Raw genomic sequence first — 17206 nt, 5'->3', positions numbered from 1 at the left:
ACGCCCCCGTACGGGGACGCCGACCACCCTAACCCCGCATCGCGTCGACGATCTGCGCAGCCGTCCACTCGCCCAGCAAGAGGCAACTCATGGCGTCGTCGTGCAGCGCGGTGTCCTCGCGCCACCCGGTGACGACGAACTGGAAGACGTAGGTGGCCTCGGAATCGCTCCACCCCACGATCAGGCTCGAGGTGGCCATCTCCCCCGGCTCGGCGGTGTAGGTGCCGCGCAGGTAGCGGTAGACACTGCGGACGGCGCCGGCGGCCTCGTCGCCCTCGCCGGCGACCTGCTCGAGAAGGGCCCAGCCGGTCAGCGCGTCGGCGGTCGAGGCGATCATCTCGACGGCCTGCTCGGTCGGCATCCGGGGGGACACCCGCGCGCAGGTCGCCACCGCGTTCGGCGAGAACCCGTCGCGGTGCGCGCCCGGGTCCACGTAGATCACCGCGGACGGCTCCGGGGACTCGATGCGCTGCCACGGCGGGCTGTCCACCCAGGTCAGTGGCTGCGCGGCCACCGCCATCGGCGGGCTCGCCTCGAGGCTGCGCCCGGTGGACGCGCAGAACTCCTGAATAGACGTCATCTCAGCCCTGCAGCCCCGCACCGACCATGTGGGCGCCTCCGTCCACGACCAGGGTCTGGCCGGTGATCCAGTGCGAATCGTCCGAGAGCAGGAACGCCGTGGGGCCGGCGATGTCGTCGGGCACCCCCAGCCGCCCGGCCGGCAGCGCCGACGACATGGCCTCCTCGCGGCCGTCGTACAGCGCCTCGGCGAAGCGGGTCTTGACCACACCCGGCGCGATCGCGTTGACACGCACCGCCGGACCGACCTCCACGGCCAGTTCCTGCGTCAGCCGCATCACCAGAGCCTTGGTCGAGCCGTACCAGCCGATCCCCGGCGACGGCGCCAGCCCGGCGATCGAGGCGATGTTGACCACCGCGCCACCACGCTCACCCAGCCCCGAGTGGTACACCTTCTGGGTCCACGCCAGAGTGCCCAGCGTGTTGACCTCGGCGATCTTGCGGGCCGCCGACAGGTCGAGGTCCACGGTCCGCCCGAACACCGGGTTGATACCGGTGTTGTTGACCAGGAAGTCGACCGGCCCGAACTCGGACTCCGCCCGGTCGACGGTCTCGCGCTGATGGTCCTCGTCGTCGCTCTTCCCGGCCACGGCGACCACCCGCCCCGGGGCGTCGAGCTCGACGAGGGCCGCGTCCAGGCCCTCCTGTCCGCGTGCGGTGATGACCACCGAGGCGCCCTCCGCCAAGAGCCTGCGGGCGATCCCCAGGCCGATGCCGCGGCTGGCGCCGGTGACGATCGCGGTCCGACCGGCGAACCGATCAGGAACCACCGGACCCGTACGGGGGGAGGGAAGAGGGGGGTTTGTCACGGCCGACTCCTTGCGACGTCAGTGTCTGGTGGCTTTTCACGCCCAGCCTAGAGGGCAGCGCGCGGTCGTGATCGCGCGGTTCGCGACGGAACACGCCGCACGGAATGTGCCCGTGCGTCCCGCCGTCCGGGCCCTGCCGCGCTAAAGTCGCCACCAGGTCCCAGCCGGTCGCCCCTCGGGCGGCTCACGAAACCCAGGGGGTGCCTGTGTCTCCACTCGCTCCACGCGACGCGTCGGACTCACCGGTGTGCTCAGTGCTGGACGTCCCCGGCCCGCGGTGGTTCCGCCCGGGCGATCCGATCTGGCGCGTGCACGGCGACGCGGCCACCCCGCTCGGCGTCACCACGGCCCTGCTCATGTTGCTCGCGAACCCGGCGTTCGCCGCGATCATCGGGTCCGGCAGCGCGGCCCGGAACCCGTGGATCGTGGACGACTACCTGCATGACCTGGTGGAGATCACCACGTTCGGGACGGTCGACGACGCGATGGTGACCATCGACCACGCCCATCGGGACCGCAGCTCGCTCCGCGGCACCACCGAGCACGGCGACTACTACTACGGCGCCGACCCGGACCTTGCGTGCTGGGCGCAGTCCGCCACCGCCTGGTCGCTGCTGGCGGCGTACCAACGTTTTGCCGCTAAGCCCCTCACTCCGGCCGAGTCGGACGAGTACGTCCGCCAGTGGGCCGGCATCGCGCACCTGCAGGGCGCCGGCGCGTTCCCCACCTCGGCCCGCGAGCTCGAGCAGCTCCTGCGCAGTTCCCGCGACCGGGCCCGCGCCACCACCGCGGGTCGGCGCGCGGCCCGCCAGCTGCGGGAGAACGCCAATGCCTGTCCCGGCGTCGCCGAGAACTCGGTCACCGCGCACCGGTCCTGCACCACCGTGGTGGATGCCGCCGCCAGCCTGGTCCCGTCGGACGTCCGCCGCGCGCTGGACCTGCCGCATCGCCCCATGGACCGCAGCGCGGTGTTCGGCCGGATCTCCAAGGCGCACCAGGGACTGAGTCTGCCGCGGCTCACCACGCGCGCCCCGATCGCGGCGCCGTCGGCCATGCGGGTCCGTCCCGCCTGACAGGCGTGACGGAGTACCCGCTCACCGTGGTCCGTCGCTGTCCGCCGGGTGAGAGCGTTGTGAGAACGACGACGACGAGGTGCCGCGTTGGCCGAGAGCGACCTATTCGCGCTGTGACGTCAGATAGGACATCCCCGGGACGAGGTCCTCTCTCCAGGTCCGCGTTGGTGCCAGTCCGAGGTCACGCCACGCGGTGTCCCCGAGCACGGAAAACTTCGGGCGGGCCGCAGGCCGGGGGAACTCGTCACTCGAGCACGGACGCACGCGCTCGGGGTCGGCGCCGAGGTACTGGAATACGGTCCGGGCGAGATCGAACCAGGTTGCGCGGCCGCCGCCCGTGACGTGGTGCGTGCGCCCGCGGGCATTGGCCTCCCCAGCCTTTTCCGCGGCGAGCAACATCAGCACCTGATCGGCGAAGATCGAGACGTAGGTGGGCGAGCCCCACTGGTCGTTCACCACGTTCAGCGTCTCGCGCTCGGACTCCAGGCGGATCATCGTGGCCACGAAGTCGCTCCCCGGCTGGTTCTCGATCACCCGCCACGCCCCGGTGTAGAGCCAGGCGGTGCGGATCACCGTCGCCTCCGGCAACTCCTCGTACACGGCCCGCTCGCCGGCGAGCTTGGTACGGCCGTAGACCGTGACGGGAGCCGTCGGGTCGTGGGGCTGGAGCGCGGGCGCGGTCGCCGGGTCGCCCCCGCCGGGCACGTCGCCGGAGAACACGTAGTCGGTGCTGATGTGGACCAGGCGGATACCCCGCTCGCGGCACGCCGCCGCCAGTGCCCGCGGGCCGTCGACGTTGAGCGCGGTCGCGCCCTCCTCATCGGACTCCGCGCCGTCCACGTCCGTGTACGCGGCCGCGTTGACCACCACCTCCGGGGCGAGACGGTCGAGAGCAGTCGCGATGGAGCGAGGGTCGGTGATGTCGAGTTCGTCCCTCCCCGGGGTCACGGCCTTGCCCCGGGCGAGCCCCGCCAGAGCCCGCCCCAGTTGGCCGCGGCCACCCGGCACGAGGATGCGCGGCAAACCGCTCGGGCTCGAGTCCCAGGGCCCGCTCGGGCCTGCGTCGGCCGGTTCGGAGCCGTCCCCGCCCGCAGCCGACGTCACGACCGCCTGCCCTTCTCGCGACGGAGGATCTGGAGGAGGTAGGAACCGTAACCGGATTTGATGAGCTCCCGGGCGCGTTCGGTGAGCTCGTCGTCGTCGATATATCCCATCCGCCACGCCACCTCCTCCGGGCAGCCGATCTTGAGACCCTGACGGTCCTCGATCGTCCGCACGTAATTGCCCGCGTCGAGGAGCGAGTCGTGCGTGCCGGTGTCGAGCCACGCGGTGCCGCGGGGCAGCACCTCCACCTGCAGGCGACCCTGCCGCAGGTAATGGCGGTTGATGTCGGTGATCTCGTACTCGCCGCGCGCCGACGGCTCCAGTGCGCGCGCCACCTCCACCACGTCGGCGCTATAGAAGTAGAGGCCCGGGACCGCGAAGTCCGAGGCCGGGTTCTCCGGCTTCTCCTCCAGGCTGACGGCGCGCCCCTCGGCGTCGAAGTCGATCACGCCGTACTCCTGCGGGTTCGACACCTGGTAGGCGAACACCGCGCCGCCGTCGACCTGCGAGAAACGGCGCAGCCGGGTACCCATGCCGGGGCCGTAGAAGATGTTGTCGCCCAGGACGAGCGCCACCGGCTCGTCGCCGATGTGGTCCGCACCCAGGACGAACGCCTGCGCCAGACCGTCGGGTTCGGCCTGCTCGACGTAGCTCAGCGAGATCCCGAACTGCGAACCGTCGCCCAGCAGGCGGCGGAACCGGGGCGAGTCCTCGGGCGTGGTGATGATCAGGATGTCGCGGATCCCCGCCAACATCAGCGTGGACAGCGGGTAGTAGATCATCGGCTTGTCGTACACCGGCATGAGCTGCTTGCTGGTGGCCGACGTGAGCGGCCGCAGCCGGGTGCCGCTGCCGCCGGCCAGGATGATCCCCTTCACAGCACCTTCTCCGTGCTCGCGTACCTCGCCTCGACGCGTTCCTTGACCGGCTCCCACCAGTCCCGATTGGCCGTGTACCAGTCGATGGTCTGCTGCAGCCCCGCGCGCAGATCGGTGTGCCGGGGCGCCCAGCCCAGCTCCTCCCGGGTGGCACTCGCGTCGATCGCGTATCGCAGGTCGTGGCCGGGTCGGTCCGTGACGTGGTCGAACCCGGGATCGCCGTCCGTTCCACTAACGCCCATCAGTTTGCAGATCGTCCGCATGACCTGCAGGTTCGACTGCTCGCCGTCGGCGCCGATGAGGTAGGTGCGGCCGAGCTCGCCATCGGCGAGGATCCGCAGCACGGCCGAATTGTGGTCGTCGACGTGGATCCAGTCCCGCACGTTGGCCCCGCTCCCGTAGAGGCGCGGGCGACGACCGTCGAGGATGTTGGTGATCTGCCGCGGGATGAACTTCTCCACGTGCTGGTACGGCCCGTAGTTGTTGGAGCAGTTGCTGATGGTGGCCCGCAGCCCGAAACTGCGCACCCAGGCGCGGACGAGCATGTCGGCGCCGGCCTTGGTGGCCGAGTACGGGCTCGACGGGTTGTAGGCCGTGGCCGGGGTGAACTTGGCCGGGTCGTCCAGCTCCAGGTCCCCGTACACCTCGTCGGTCGAGACGTGGTGCAGACGGACGTCGTGACGGCGGCACGCCTCGAGAACCGTGTAGGTTCCGACGATGTTGGAGTGCACGAACGGCCACGGCGTGGCCAACGAATTGTCGTTGTGGCTCTCGGCCGCGAAGTGCACCACGGCGTCGCCCGGGCCGGCGAGCTCGGCGACCAGCTGGTCGGTCACGGCCGCGTCCGCGCAGTCCGCCTCCACCAGATCGACGCGGGCCGTTCCGCCGGAGCCCTCCCCGAGCAGGTCGGCAAGGCTCGCGCGGTTGGCGGCGTAGGTCAGGGAGTCGAGCACCGTGACGTGGGCCGACGGGTACTCGCGGACGACGGTGCGGACGAAGTTGGCGCCGATGAACCCGGCTCCCCCGGTGACGACGAGGCGCATGGGTGCAACCCTACCGCTGCTCGGCCTCCGCTCCGGCCATACCTGCGTCGCGGCCCGCTCCGTCTGGTTCGCTCAGCATCGCCCGGTACTCGGCGATCATCGCGGCCCGTCTGCGTTCGCGCGCGACGAGCGCGCGGGTGTCGCGCGGGGTCACCCGGATCGACTCCGCCGCCGGGATACCGGCCCGCAGCTGGCGGACCCGGAGCACCTCGGCGTCGAGGCGCGCCCCGTAAACCACGGCGATGTTGACCAGCCACAGCCACAGCAGGAACACGATCACCCCGGCCAGCGAACCGTAGACCTCGTTGAAGTTGCCGAAGTTGACGACGAAGAAGCTGAATCCTGCGGTCGCCGCAGCGATGATGACCAACGCCGCGGCCGCGCCGAGCGAGATCCAGTGGAACCGGCGGCCGGAGACGTTGGGCGCGAACCGGTAGAGCACGGCCAGTGCGACGATCGCGGTGATCAGGGTGGCCGGCCACTTGGCCAGCTCCCACACGGCCACGGCCTCGCTCCCCATCCCGATCCACCCGCCGACGGTCGCCGCGACCGGCCCGGTGAACGCCAACGCCAGTCCGCCGAAGGCGACCAGCACGATGAGCAACGCCGTCAGGCCCAGCCCGGCCGGCAGCACCCGCCACAGCGGCCGCCCCTCCTCGACGCCGAACACCCTGTTCATCGCACGGCCGAGCGCCCAGACGTACCGCGAGGACGACCACAGGGCGACCGTCGTACCGACGATCAGCGCGAGCCCCGCGGTGGGGGCCGTGACCAGCGATTCGACCGGGGCTCGGATCGGGTCCAGGATCGCCCCCGGCGCCACGTCGGAGAGCATGTCCATTACCGCGTCGACGGTCCGCGAGCCCTGGCCGAACACGCCGAGCAGCGAGATCACCACGAGGATCGCGGGGAACAGCGAGAGCACGCCGTAATACGTGAGGGAGCCGGCGAGATCGGGGCCGCGGTCGCGCAGGAACTCGGAGATCGAGCGCGTGAGCACCAGCCAGACAACGCGCAGTCGTCTGCGTATCGCCGTGCCGTTGCTTCCTGGGGTCATGCCCCCGATTGTCGCCGTTGCGGGGCCTTTCCCCGGTCAGCCGCGCCACCCCGACAGCCAACACCGCCGGCGCGTGGGCTCAGAGTTTGGTGCGGTTGCGGGCCTGCTCGGCCTGGGCCTCGCGGCGCACGTCAGCCGCGTCGTCGATGGTCTGCTGCCGCTTGTCCTCGGCCTTGTCGCTGGCCGTGGTGTCCCGCGGCGGCAGCTGGATGGCCTCCTCGGCGTGCATGCCGGCTTGCAGTTCGCGGGCGCGCTCGACCTCGGCGTCGACCTCGGCCCCGAAGAGGAACGCGTTGTTGGTGATCCAGAGCCAGAGCAGGAACATGATGACGCCGGCGAGCGAGCCGTAGGTGGCGTTGTAGGAGCCGAAGTTGGTCACGTACACCACGAAGGCGCCGGTGGCCACGGCCCACACGAGCAGCGCGACGATCGCGCCGATAGAGATCCAGCGGAACTTGGGCTGCCGGACGTTGGGCGCGAATCCGTAGAGGACGGCCAGGATGACGACTACGACGAGCAGGAGCACCGGCCACTTGGCGATGTTCCACACCGTGACCGCGGTATCGCCCAGTCCGATCAGGTCGCCCACCCAGGCCGCGATCGGTCCGCTGATCACCAGAAGGAGCCCGGCGATGCAGATCAGGACCAGGATGACGGCGGTCAGCAGGAGCATGGACGGCTTGAGCTTCCAGAAGGGGCGGCCCTCCTCGACCTCGTAGACCCGGTTCATCGCCCGGGCGAACGCGCCGACGTATCCGGAGGCCGACCACAGGGCACCCGCGATACCGGCGATCAGCGCGAACCCGGCCGCCGGGGTGGTGACCAGCGAGTCGATGGGCCCACGGAGGGCGGCGAGCGTCTCCTCGGGCGCGGCGCCCTCGAGCAGTTCCATCACCGCATCGACGGTGGCCTGGCCCTGGCCGAACACACCGAGGAGGGAGACCACGGCCAATAATGCCGGGAACAGGGACAGGACCGCGAAGTAGGTCAGGCCGGCTGCCTGGTCGGTGCACTGGTCACGTGAGAACTCACCGACAGCCCTCTTGATGCCGATCTTCCACGCCGAGCCGGTGAGCGACGTCGGCGAGTCGGGCTTGCCCTCGTCGGGGTCGGTGTCCGGGTCGGGCCGGTCGGTGTTGGTGTCGGTTCTGATCGTGCTCATACCGGCGACCTTTCCACCGACGAGCCCCGAGCGCATCCGCCACGCTGAATCTCAGGGCCGATCAGCTACGGATGCTGCGGGGATTACATCCGGCGTCGTCTGCGTTAGGCTAGTTGGTGTCACGTCACCTAAGGGTCACGTCAATCACACATTCAGACCCCGATCGAAGGAGCACCCCCATGAGCCTGTCCAATGCCATCCTCCGCGGAATCACCGGCGCGTTCGTCCTCAACTCCGGCTGGAGCAAGCGCGGCATGCCCACCGAGGCCGCTGCGGGACTGCAGGGTTTCGCAGCCACCGGCGTCCCCGCGGTGGCCGAGATGGACCCCGACACCTTCGCCAAGTTCGTCGCCTACTCCGAGATCGGCATCGGCGCGGCGCTGTTGACGCCGATCGTGCCCAAGAGGGTCGCCGGCGCGGCGCTCGGCGTCTTCTCCGCCGGCCTGCTCTCGATGTACTTCCGCAACCCCGCAATGACCGAGTCCGACGGGATCCGCCCGAGCCAGGAGGGCATGTCCCTGTCCAAGGACGCCTTCATGCTGGCGATCGCCGGCGCGCTGGTCACCGACAAGTGACCCCCTGACGCCACCCGGCGTCGCCCACCCGGCAGCAGCGCCCGGTCCGGCCCCGCACCCGCGCGGCCGGGCCGGTTCTGTTCCCGGCTCACTCCTGAACTTCTCCCGCTGACTCCCATTCGCGTTTGATGCGACGGGACTTCTGCGAATGCCGGACCGCCACCACCGCGATCGCCACGCCGACCAACAGCGGCACCCACACCTTCGAGTATTCGAGCAGGAATTCGACCCAGCCCGGGACGTTCACCTCGGGGAGGTTAATCGTCGGGAGAGAGATGTCCGGCCACGGAATGCTCGGTAGCGAGATATCGGGCCACGGGATATCGATGTCGGGTATCCGCTCAGCGATCCAGTCCAGGATCGGGCTCAGCACTCGGCCGATCAACGGGAGCAACACGATCATCGCGATCGCCCACCCGGATTTACCCACCCCCGCGGCAACCGGATAGACCACCCGCTTCCACGGGGAGCCGGCGATCGCTTCGAGGCGGGCTTCGGCCGCGGACCCCGGCGGCGGATCAAAGTGAACGACCTCGCTGCCCTCGCGGAAGGTCACCTGGCGGACCGCCGTCGCGAACGCGCTGCTGCGCATCTGTACCCGCGGGCCCGAGAGAACCGAGAGGTTACCGGTGAACTTCCCGCGGTCGGGCGGATCACCGGTGATCGAGACCTTGTGATTGCCGACCTGGTGGGCACGGGCCACCACATCCCCGTCGCACAGGAGGACGTACCCGGGATTGGAGGGCGCGCTGTCGTCTACGGCAGTGTCGTCGTCTTCCCTCTTCTTGCGCGGAAAACCCGGGTCAACCGTGCGCAGCTGCGCCGGGCCGCCCACCGCAACCTCGAGCGTGCCGTGACGCGGATGCACCAGGCGCCAGACCTCGGGCTCCGGACCCGTGCCGGCGGTATCTCCCCGGTCCGTCGGTTCCTCGTCTCCGTGCGCGGCCACAGTCGAACCGTACCCAAGGACTCAAGCGCGGCACAGCACGGCGGAAGTCCGCTCGCAGCCATGAAGCTGAACAAGGAACTGAAAGCCGAGTTCACGCCGGCCGATCCCAGAGCCCTCTCCTGCTGCGAGTCGTCGGGCGAGAACGCCGGGCCGGCGAGCGCCGGTCGTGGGCGGCCTCCCGGCAGGGCCCCGCAGGGCCTTGACCTGGGCTGCCCTGAAAGGACGGTTCACGGCACCGCAGGTCAGCGGGCCCGACCGGCACCAGCCCCCTCGCGCCGAATCCGTCGCGAGCCGAGCCGAGTGTGGCCGTCGACTCAGCCAGCCACGGAGCCGATCGCCTCGAGGATCGCGTCCGCGAGGTCGGCGCGGCACACCACGAGGTCCGGCAGGAAGGTTTCGGCCACGTTGTACTCGAGCGGGTCACCGTTCACCCTCAGCGCGACGAACCCGCGGGCCAGCGCGACCCCGGCTGGAGCGGCCGAATCCCACTGATACTGGCCACCGGCGTGAATGTAGGCGTCGGCCTCCCCGCGCACCACCGCTGCGGCCTTGGCACCGGCTGACCCCAGCGGGACGAGCTCGCCATCCACCGCGCGGGCGACCGCGTCCGCGAAGGCCGGAGGCCGCGATGCCGAGAGCACGATGCGCGGCCTGGAATCCGTGCGGGGGTCCAGCAGGCCACTGCCGTCCACCCCGTGATTGCCGGCCGGGTCGGCGTAGTTCTCGTCGTCGTCGACCCCCAACACCACACCGAGCGCCGGTAGCGACACCGCCGCGGCGGTGAGACGCGACCGTGCCGGGTCTCCCGCGCGCTCCCACAGCGCGACGTGCACGGCCCAGTCCGGCCGGTCGCCGAGCCCGTACTCGCGGGTGCCGTCGACCGGGTCGATGATCCAGACGCGATCGGCGTCGACGCGCGCGAGGTCGTCCTTCGATTCCTCCGACAACACCGCGTCGCCGGGGCGCTCCGCGGCGAGCCGGTCGAGCAGCAGCGTGTTGGCGCGGCGGTCACCGAGATCGCCCAGTTCCCGGCCCGTGGGGCCCGAGGTTCGCAACTCGACGAGCAGGCGTCCGGCCTCCGCTGCGAGATCGACGGCGAGCTGCTGGTCCGGGGTACGCGTGGCGGTCATGCCCCCAGCCTAGGAGGCGGGCCGAAACAGCGGACGCCAACGGCGTAGACAGATCGGTCTAGACAGCGCCCGTCGCTTATGTCTACTGTTCTAGTCAACTTAATGAAGTCACTACCCTGAAGGGTCATCCGTGAAGACACTCATCGTGCTCGGCGTCGTCGGCGCCATCGCCCAACTCATCGACGGGTCGCTGGGCATGGCCTACGGCGTCACGTCCACGACGCTGCTGGTCGCCGCAGGAATTGCGCCGGCGGCAGCCTCGGCCTCCGTGCACTTCGCGGAGATCGGCACCACACTCGCCTCCGGGATCTCCCACCACAAACTCGGCAACGTGGACTGGCGGATCGTGCGCATCCTCGCCGTCCCCGGCGCGATCGGCGCCTTTGTCGGGGCCACGGTCCTGTCGGGCCTGTCCGCCGACGCCGCCACACCGGTCGTCGGCGTGATCCTGCTCGGGCTCGGCCTGTACGTGCTCTACCGCTTCCTCGCGCTGGGCGGGCGGCGGCCCGAGTTTCAGGGCCGCGTCCGCACCGGGTTCCTCGTGCCCCTCGGGCTGGTCGGCGGGACGCTCGACTCCCTCGGCGGTGGCGGGTGGGGGCCGGTCGGCACCACGTCGCTGCTGTCGTCGGGCCGGGTCGAGCCGCGCAAGGTGGTCGGCTCCATCGACACCTCCGAGTTCGTGGTGGCCGTGGGTGGCTCGCTCGGGTTCCTCGTGGGGCTGGGCGCGGCCGGGATCAACTGGGGCTACGCCGCCGCGCTGCTCATCGGCGGCGTGCTCGTGGCGCCGCTGGCCGCGTGGCTCGTCAAGCACCTGCCGGCGCGCGTGCTCGGCACCGCGGCCGGCGGCCTGATCGTGGCGACCAACTCCCGCACCCTGCTGCTGTGGGCCGACGCGCCCGCGTCCGCCGTGACGCCGATCCTGGTCGCCCTGGCCGCCGCGTGGATCGCCGGGATCGTGTGGGCGGTGCGCGCCGAGCGGCGCGTCCGGGACCGCGGCGCCGTGGTGCGCGGGGCCGGAGATCGGGACGACGACGCCGTCGCCGGGACAACACCCACCGTGGCCGAACCCGCCGCGGACGAGGAAACCGATCCCGCCCGCGCGTGACCCCGCCTGACCCGGGCCGGGGCGCCCACTCCCCTGCCCGGCGCCGGCCCGGCTCTGGGACACTGTTCCGCATGAGGGTCACCGCGAAATCGGACTATGCGCTGCGCGCGCTCGTCGAACTCGCGGCGGCCCAGCTGGCCAGCCCCGACGACGATCCCCGCGAGAACCCGCTGAGCGCGGAGGAGTTGGGACGGCGACAGGAGATACCGCACGGTTTTCTCCAGGCGATCCTGTCCGACCTGCGCAGGGCCGGCATCGTGGCCAGCCGCCGCGGCAAGACCGGTGGGTGGTTCCTGGGCCGCGAGGCCTCGGGGATCACCGTCGCCGATGTCCTGCGGGCCGTCGACGGCCCCCTCGTCAGCGTCTACGACGTCCGTCCGGAGTCGGTGGTCTACAACGAACGGGCCGCGGTCCTGCAGCACGTGTGGATCGCCTCGCGGGCGGCCTTGCGCCGGGTGATGGACGCAGTCACGATCGCCGATCTGGCGAACGGGCAGCTGCCGGGCGAGGTCCACGAGCTGACGCTCGACACCGACGCGTGGGAGCCTCGCTGACGCCGGCGGCCGACCTCAGGTCGTCCGGCCTCCTCCGACGGTAGTGCGTGAGCGCTCTCAAGGCCGGGGACGCCGCCGCACCGTGCAGGATGATGGACGCCACGACGACCAGCGAGACCGCCGGCCAGAGTGACCAGCCGTCGTCCTTCGAGAAGTAGCCCATGGCGTAGCAGAGATAGAACAGTGATCCGACGCCCCGCACCCCGAAGGCGGCGACGAAGAGGCGCTCGGGGCGCCGCAGCCTGCGATCGCCCAGCAGTGCGACCCAGGCCGTGAGCGGCCTGATCACCAGCAGGACTCCGGCAGCGACCGCGGCGTGCGACCACTCCAGCCGGAAGACCGCGTCCGAGATGAACGATGCCCCGATCACCAGCAGGACCAACAGCGTGAGCAGATGCTCGGTGAACTCGATGAACTCGTGGGCGCGGGCGTGCTTCTCGTCGTGTCGCTCGGCCGCGCGCACTCCCAGAGCCGCGCAGAACACCGCCAGAAATCCCCAGCCGCCCACCAACTCGCCAACTCCATAGGCCAGGAGCAGAGTGGCCACCGCGGCCGCGGGTTCGGCGTACCCCACCAGGCGGTGTTCCCCGATGCGGACACGGTAAAGGCCCGCGCCCACCAGCCGGCCGATGATCCACCCGGCCACGGCCCCGATGACCGTCTTGCCGACGAGGTCCCACGCCGCCCACGACCACCCCCATTCCGAGAGCGGCCCTCTGGTGGCCAGGAAGATCGCGAGGTAGACGAACGGGAACGCGAGCGCGTCATTCAGGCCCGCCTCCGAGGTGAGAGCGAAGCGGGCCTCGTCGTGCTCGTCGTCGACCTTCTCGCCCTCCCCGTGCCCGGGCCCCTCCACCTGCACGTCGGAGGCCAGCACCGGGTCGGTGGGGGCGAGTACGGCCCCGAGAAGAACCGCGACCGCCGGGGTCAGGCCAAGGGCCCACCACCCGAGCACCGCGACGCCGGCGATCGACAGCGGCATCCCGATGACGAGCAGGCGCCACGTGGTGCTCCAGCCGCGGAAGGTCAGTGGCCGGTCGAGCGCCAGCCCGACGCCAAAGAGCGCGACGATGACGGTGACCTCCGCCATCCGCTCGGCGAGCTCCGCGTGCTCGATGACATCGACGAGTTTCGACTCACTCGGCATGAGCCAACCGATGAGCATGCCCACGCCCACCACGACGATCGGCGCGGACAGAACCCGCTCCCGGAGCAGTCGCGGCAGGATGGAACCGACGAGAAGCGCCGCTCCGACGACCGCGTACATGAGGTCGGTGTTGGGCACCGCAGGAGTGTCACCCGCGGATGGGTGACGCGCCACCGGACCGCACGGGTCGTACCGCGCGGGCCGGCGTCAGACGCGCGCCGGTTCTGCGGGCTGGCCCAGATGCACCGAGTAGCGACGCACCAGCAACTTCCACACCAGCGGGCCGACGGTCAGCAACACCAGCGCGATCACGCCGATCAGCAGCGGCGAGGCGCCGAGCATCGCCGAGGCGGTCACGGCCAGCACGATCGTGATCCCGCGGCGGATGAGCCCGCCCGGCACGAGACCGGCGAACCTCGAGCCGAAGAACGTCCCCACGGCGCCGCCCACGAGCAGCGGCAGCAGCAGGGTCCAGTCGACCCCGGTCACCATGACATGCCCGATCGCGGCCGCGATCACCAGCGGGACGGCCTGCACGAGGTCGGTCCCCACCAGCCGCAGCGCCGCCAGCGTGGGGTACAGCAGCATGATGCACATCATGATGACGGTCCCCGATCCGACCGAGGTGATGCCGACCATCAGGCCACCGACCACACCGACCAGCAGGGTGAGTACGGGCTTGACCGGCGGGTCCGCGTCGTCGCCCGTTCGTATCCTGCCCGACATCTCGAAGAACGCCCGGAGGAAGTAGGCGGTGGAGGCCACGATGAGCGTCGCCCCGATCGCCATCTTGAGCATCCCCTGCACATCCTCGGCACCCACCGCGTGCACCAGCCAGGCGCCGAGGTACGCGGTGGGGACCGAGCCGATGATCAGCCAGAAGGCGATCTTGAGGTTCGGTTTGCCGTGCCGCCAGTGCACGCCCGCGCCGACGACCTTGTTGACCGCGTTGACCACCAGGTCGTTGGCGACCGCGGCGGTGGGCGGGATCCCGAAGAGGATGAGCGCGGGCGTCATCAGCGCGCCGCCGCCCATCCCCGTCAGACCGATCACCACGCCGATCACGGCGCTGACGACCAGGAGGCCCAGTGAGTCGTAGGTCCAGAGCGCCTCGGGCACCGACTCAGATTCCCAGGAGCGTGCTGACGATCCGCTGCGCGACCTCTTCTGCGGTGCCGTCCTCGGGACGGATGTGCAGGTCCGGGGTCAGCGGTGGCTCGTACGGCGCGGAGACACCGGTGAACTCGGCGATCTCGCCCGCGCGCGCCTTGGCGTAGAGGCCCTTGGGGTCGCGGGCCTCGCACTCGGCCAGGGGCGTGTCGACGAACACCTCGGTGAACGGCAGGTCGGCCTTGGCGTGGACGGCGCGCGCCGCGTCGCGGTCGGCGCGCATGGGCGAGATGAGAGAGCAGATGACGACAACGCCGGCGTCCGCGAAGAGTGCGGCCACCTCCGCGGTGCGGCGGATATTCTCGGCCCGGTCCTCGGCGGAGAAGCCCAGGTCGGCGTTGAGGCCGTGGCGCAGGTTGTCGCCGTCCAGGATGTAGGCGGGATGCCCGGATTCGATGAGCAGCCGCTCGACCTCGGAGGCGATCGTGGACTTGCCCGAGCCCGACAGGCCGGTCAACCACAGGGTGCGGCCCTGGCCGCGGTCACCTCGCTGCACGGTCCCGGCGTGCCAGACCACGTTCGAGCCGCTGGTGGCGGGCCCGATGATCATGCCCGCGCCGACCGTGTCGCCGGAGAGCTCGTCCACGACGATGAACGCCCCGGTGTCGCGGTTGCGGCGGTACGGGTCGTACATCAGCGGGTTCTGCGTGCGCAGGCCGATGCGGCCGATCTCGTTGAGCTCGAGCTCGGTGGCGTCCGGGTCGCGGTGCAGGGTGTTGATGTCGAGCCGGTACTCCAGGCCTGTCACCATCGCCTTGGTGTCGCGGGTGGTGTGCTTGATGATGTACCGCTTGCCGGTGGTCAGCGTCGCGTCGTCGGCGAACCAGCAGACCATGGCCTCGAGCTCGGTGCCCTGGTGCGGGCGGTTGCCCGGCCGCGCGATCATCTCGCCGCGAACGATGTCGATCTCGTCGTTGAGCGCGATGGTCACGGCGGCGGGTGCGGCGGCCTCATCCAGCTCGGCCCCGCCCGGACCCCAGATCGCCTTGACCGTCGACTGCCGACCGGACGGCATGACCACGACGTCGTCGTCGACCTTGATGATCCCGCCGGCGATGGTGCCCGCGAACGAGCGGTGATCCAGTCCGTCGGCGCGCTGCGGCCGGATCACGTACTGGACCGGGAACCGGACGTCGGTGAGGTTGCGGTCCGAGGCGATGTGCACGTTCTCGAGGTGATCGAGCAGCGCCGGGCCCGTGTACCACGGCATCGGGTCAGCGGACTCGACCGCTCTGTTGACCACGTTGTCGCCCTTGAGCGCCGACAGCGGCACGAAGGTCACGTCGTGGACCTCGAGCTTGGCGGCGAAGTCGGTGAACTCGGTGCGGATGGCCTCGTAGGTGGCCTCGTCGTAGTCGACCAGGTCCATCTTGTTGACGGCCACCACCAGGCGCGGGATGCCCAGCAGCGCCGACAGGAAGGCGTGCCGCCGGGTCTGCTCGAGCACGCCCTTGCGGGCGTCGACGAGGATGATCGCCACGTCCGCCGTGGACGCGCCGGTGACCATGTTGCGTGTGTACTGCACGTGGCCCGGGGTGTCGGCGATGATGAACTTGCGCCGCGGGGTCGAGAAGTAGCGGTAGGCCACGTCGATGGTGATGCCCTGCTCGCGCTCGGACCGCAGCCCGTCGGTGAGCAAGGCGAGGTCGGTGTACTCGTCGCCGCGCTTGGCGGAGGTGGCCTCGATGGAGGCGAGCTGGTCCTCGAAGATGCCCTTTGAGTCGAACAGCAGGCGACCGATGAGGGTGGACTTGCCGTCGTCCACGGATCCGGCGGTGGCGATACGCAGCAGCTGCGCCTGGTCGGACATGGTGTGGCCCTCGGGCAGCACGGCCTCCCCGGTCGTGTATTCGGTGGTGGGTTCGGTGGTCGCGGTGCTCATCAGAAGTACCCCTCCTTCTTGCGGTCTTCCATGCCGGCCTCGGAGATGCGGTCGTCGGCGCGGGTGGCGCCACGCTCGGTGACGCGGGTTCCCGCGACCTCGGCCACCACGGCGGCGTTGTCGGCGGCGTCGGATTCCACACAGCCGGTACAGGTGGCGTCACCGACGGTGCGGAAGCGGACCAACTCGGTGCGGGCCTCCTCGCCGGGGAGGGTCTCGAGGAAGCGGGTGTTGGCCAGGAGCATGCCGTCGCGCTCGATCACCTCGCGCTCGTGCGCGTAGTAGATCGGCGGCAGGTCGATGTCCTCCCGCTCGATGTACTGCCAGATGTCCAGCTCGGTCCAGTTGGAGAGCGGGAAGACGCGAATGTGCTCGCCCTTGCGGTGCTTGCCGTTGTAGAGCTTCCACAGCTCCGGGCGCTGTGCGCGCGGGTCCCAGGCGCCGAAGGAGTCGCGGAAGGAGAAGACGCGCTCCTTGGCGCGGGCCTTCTCCTCGTCGCGGCGGGCCCCGCCGAAGACCGCGTCGAAGCGGTTCTCCTGGATGCCACGCAGCAGGGCGGTGGTCTGGAGGCGGTTGCGGCTGGTGCCGGGCCCGGTCTCCTCGACCACGCGACCGGCGTCGATGTCGTCCTGTACGTAGGACACGAGCAGCTGGACCCCGGTCTCGTCGACGACGCGGTCGCGGTAGTCGATGACCTCGTCGAAGTTGTGGCCCGTGTCGACGTGCATGAGCGGGAACGGCATCGGCGCGGGCCAGAAGGCCTTTCGCGCCAGGTGGAACATCACCACGGAGTCCTTGCCCCCGGAGAACAGCATCCCCGGGTGTTCGAACTGCGCGGCTACCTCGCGGAAGATGTGGACGGACTCCGCCTCGAGCGCGTCGAGATGCGAGAGCGTCACCGCCGACCTCGTCGTCATGCGACCTCCAGTGTTGGGGCGTCGGCCCGGGGGATCCGGCCGACCGTGAACAGACAGACCTGTCTACTGACG

At 70.3% G+C, this 17206-nt stretch carries 17 protein-coding genes; 4 read left to right on the top strand and 13 right to left on the bottom strand.

All coding sequences use genetic code 11. The features are described from left to right. Nucleotides 1–28: 28 nt before the first annotated feature. Entirely contained in the window at nucleotides 29–580 is a 552-nt protein-coding gene (locus ACWGLC_RS02885; protein WP_452098493.1) for an LpqN/LpqT family lipoprotein, read from the bottom strand. Nucleotide 581: 1 nt separating this feature from the next. Beyond that, nucleotides 582–1388 carry an SDR family oxidoreductase gene (locus tag ACWGLC_RS02880; protein ID WP_452098492.1) on the bottom strand — a complete coding sequence of 269 codons (807 nt, stop codon included), beginning with the start codon at nucleotides 1386–1388 and terminating at the stop codon, nucleotides 582–584. A 254-nt stretch (nucleotides 1389–1642) separates the two neighbouring features. On the opposite strand from ACWGLC_RS02880, the gene ACWGLC_RS02875 reads away from it, so the two are divergent. After that, complete coding sequence (locus tag ACWGLC_RS02875) at nucleotides 1643–2461, top strand: oxygenase MpaB family protein (protein WP_452098491.1); 819 nt, start codon at nucleotides 1643–1645, stop codon at nucleotides 2459–2461. Nucleotides 2462–2563: 102 nt separating this feature from the next. Here the strand turns inward: ACWGLC_RS02875 and rfbD are convergent, their stop codons facing one another. The 5 genes from rfbD to ACWGLC_RS02850 all read right to left on the bottom strand — a co-directional run bounded on the left by rfbD (nucleotide 2564) and on the right by ACWGLC_RS02850 (nucleotide 7705). Then, nucleotides 2564–3484 carry a dTDP-4-dehydrorhamnose reductase gene (gene rfbD, locus ACWGLC_RS02870; protein WP_452098732.1) on the bottom strand — a complete coding sequence of 307 codons (921 nt, stop codon included), beginning with the start codon at nucleotides 3482–3484 and terminating at the stop codon, nucleotides 2564–2566. A gap of 77 nt (nucleotides 3485–3561) precedes the next feature. Further along, nucleotides 3562–4443: a glucose-1-phosphate thymidylyltransferase RfbA gene (gene rfbA, locus ACWGLC_RS02865; RefSeq protein WP_452098490.1), complete on the bottom strand. Its 882-nt coding sequence runs from the start codon at nucleotides 4441–4443 to the stop codon at nucleotides 3562–3564. Continuing rightward, complete coding sequence (rfbB, locus tag ACWGLC_RS02860; RefSeq protein ID WP_452098489.1) at nucleotides 4440–5486, bottom strand: dTDP-glucose 4,6-dehydratase; 1047 nt, start codon at nucleotides 5484–5486, stop codon at nucleotides 4440–4442. The genes rfbA and rfbB overlap by 4 nt, the downstream gene beginning before the upstream one ends. A 10-nt stretch (nucleotides 5487–5496) precedes the next feature. After that, entirely contained in the window at nucleotides 5497–6543 is a 1047-nt protein-coding gene (locus ACWGLC_RS02855; protein ID WP_452098488.1) for a YihY/virulence factor BrkB family protein, read from the bottom strand. Between the two features lie 79 nt (nucleotides 6544–6622). Continuing rightward, the gene (locus ACWGLC_RS02850) at nucleotides 6623–7705 is read right to left on the bottom strand and encodes a YihY/virulence factor BrkB family protein (RefSeq protein ID WP_452098487.1); all 1083 of its coding nucleotides are present in this window, start codon (nucleotides 7703–7705) and stop codon (nucleotides 6623–6625) included. Between the two features lie 179 nt (nucleotides 7706–7884). Between ACWGLC_RS02850 and ACWGLC_RS02845 the strand changes: the two genes are divergently transcribed. After that, nucleotides 7885–8280: a hypothetical protein gene (locus ACWGLC_RS02845; protein ID WP_452098486.1), complete on the top strand. Its 396-nt coding sequence runs from the start codon at nucleotides 7885–7887 to the stop codon at nucleotides 8278–8280. An 88-nt stretch (nucleotides 8281–8368) separates the two neighbouring features. Here ACWGLC_RS02845 and ACWGLC_RS02840 read toward each other — a convergent pair whose 3' ends face one another. Together ACWGLC_RS02840 and ACWGLC_RS02835 are read right to left on the bottom strand one after the other, a co-directional pair. Next, entirely contained in the window at nucleotides 8369–9229 is an 861-nt protein-coding gene (locus ACWGLC_RS02840; RefSeq protein ID WP_452098485.1) for a hypothetical protein, read from the bottom strand. A 314-nt stretch (nucleotides 9230–9543) separates the two neighbouring features. Beyond that, nucleotides 9544–10359, bottom strand: coding sequence for a 3'(2'),5'-bisphosphate nucleotidase CysQ (locus ACWGLC_RS02835; protein WP_452098484.1), 816 nt, complete (start codon nucleotides 10357–10359; stop codon nucleotides 9544–9546). 130 nt (nucleotides 10360–10489) lie between these two features. Here ACWGLC_RS02835 and ACWGLC_RS02830 point away from each other — a divergent pair, with 130 nt between their 5' ends. After that, a complete protein-coding gene (locus ACWGLC_RS02830; RefSeq protein WP_452098483.1) occupies nucleotides 10490–11464 on the top strand; it encodes a sulfite exporter TauE/SafE family protein in 975 nt (324 codons plus the stop codon). Between the two features lie 71 nt (nucleotides 11465–11535). Then, nucleotides 11536–12018, top strand: a complete 483-nt coding sequence (locus tag ACWGLC_RS02825) for an RrF2 family transcriptional regulator (RefSeq protein WP_230928370.1) — start codon at nucleotides 11536–11538, stop codon at nucleotides 12016–12018. On the opposite strand, the gene ACWGLC_RS02820 is transcribed toward ACWGLC_RS02825, so the two are convergent. The 4 genes from ACWGLC_RS02820 to cysD all read right to left on the bottom strand — a co-directional run bounded on the left by ACWGLC_RS02820 (nucleotide 11933) and on the right by cysD (nucleotide 17134). Beyond that, complete coding sequence (locus ACWGLC_RS02820) at nucleotides 11933–13303, bottom strand: cation:proton antiporter (protein ID WP_452098482.1); 1371 nt, start codon at nucleotides 13301–13303, stop codon at nucleotides 11933–11935. The genes ACWGLC_RS02825 and ACWGLC_RS02820 overlap by 86 nt on opposite strands. A gap of 69 nt (nucleotides 13304–13372) precedes the next feature. Then, on the bottom strand, nucleotides 13373–14284 hold the full coding sequence (locus ACWGLC_RS02815) for a sulfite exporter TauE/SafE family protein (protein ID WP_452098481.1): 912 nt from the start codon (nucleotides 14282–14284) through the stop codon (nucleotides 13373–13375). Nucleotides 14285–14288: 4 nt separating this feature from the next. After that, complete coding sequence (gene cysC / locus ACWGLC_RS02810) at nucleotides 14289–16217, bottom strand: adenylyl-sulfate kinase (RefSeq protein WP_452098480.1); 1929 nt, start codon at nucleotides 16215–16217, stop codon at nucleotides 14289–14291. Continuing rightward, nucleotides 16217–17134 carry a sulfate adenylyltransferase subunit CysD gene (gene cysD, locus ACWGLC_RS02805; RefSeq protein ID WP_230928373.1) on the bottom strand — a complete coding sequence of 306 codons (918 nt, stop codon included), beginning with the start codon at nucleotides 17132–17134 and terminating at the stop codon, nucleotides 16217–16219. Before cysD ends, cysC begins: the two co-directional genes overlap by 1 nt. Nucleotides 17135–17206: the final 72 nt, after the last annotated feature.

The organism is Dietzia sp. NPDC055877 (assembly GCF_053615975.1).
The sequence above is the reverse complement of the archived record's forward strand: the minus strand, read 5'-3'. Positions and strand labels throughout refer to the sequence as shown.

Bases quoted from the DNA above. Each gene is read 5' to 3' on its own strand.
- ACWGLC_RS02885 (WP_452098493.1), bottom strand. From the start codon at position 580: ATGACGTCTATTCAGGAGTTCTGCGCGTCCACCGGGCGCAGCCTCGAG.
- ACWGLC_RS02845 (WP_452098486.1), top strand. From the start codon at position 7,885: ATGAGCCTGTCCAATGCCATCCTCCGCGGAATCACCGGCGCGTTCGTC.
- ACWGLC_RS02825 (WP_230928370.1), top strand. From the start codon at position 11,536: ATGAGGGTCACCGCGAAATCGGACTATGCGCTGCGCGCGCTCGTCGAA.
- cysC (WP_452098480.1), bottom strand. From the start codon at position 16,217: ATGAGCACCGCGACCACCGAACCCACCACCGAATACACGACCGGGGAG.
- ACWGLC_RS02855 (WP_452098488.1), bottom strand. From the start codon at position 6,543: ATGACCCCAGGAAGCAACGGCACGGCGATACGCAGACGACTGCGCGTT.
- cysD (WP_230928373.1), bottom strand. From the start codon at position 17,134: ATGACGACGAGGTCGGCGGTGACGCTCTCGCATCTCGACGCGCTCGAG.
- ACWGLC_RS02850 (WP_452098487.1), bottom strand. From the start codon at position 7,705: ATGAGCACGATCAGAACCGACACCAACACCGACCGGCCCGACCCGGAC.
- rfbB (WP_452098489.1), bottom strand. From the start codon at position 5,486: ATGCGCCTCGTCGTCACCGGGGGAGCCGGGTTCATCGGCGCCAACTTC.
- ACWGLC_RS02835 (WP_452098484.1), bottom strand. From the start codon at position 10,359: ATGACCGCCACGCGTACCCCGGACCAGCAGCTCGCCGTCGATCTCGCA.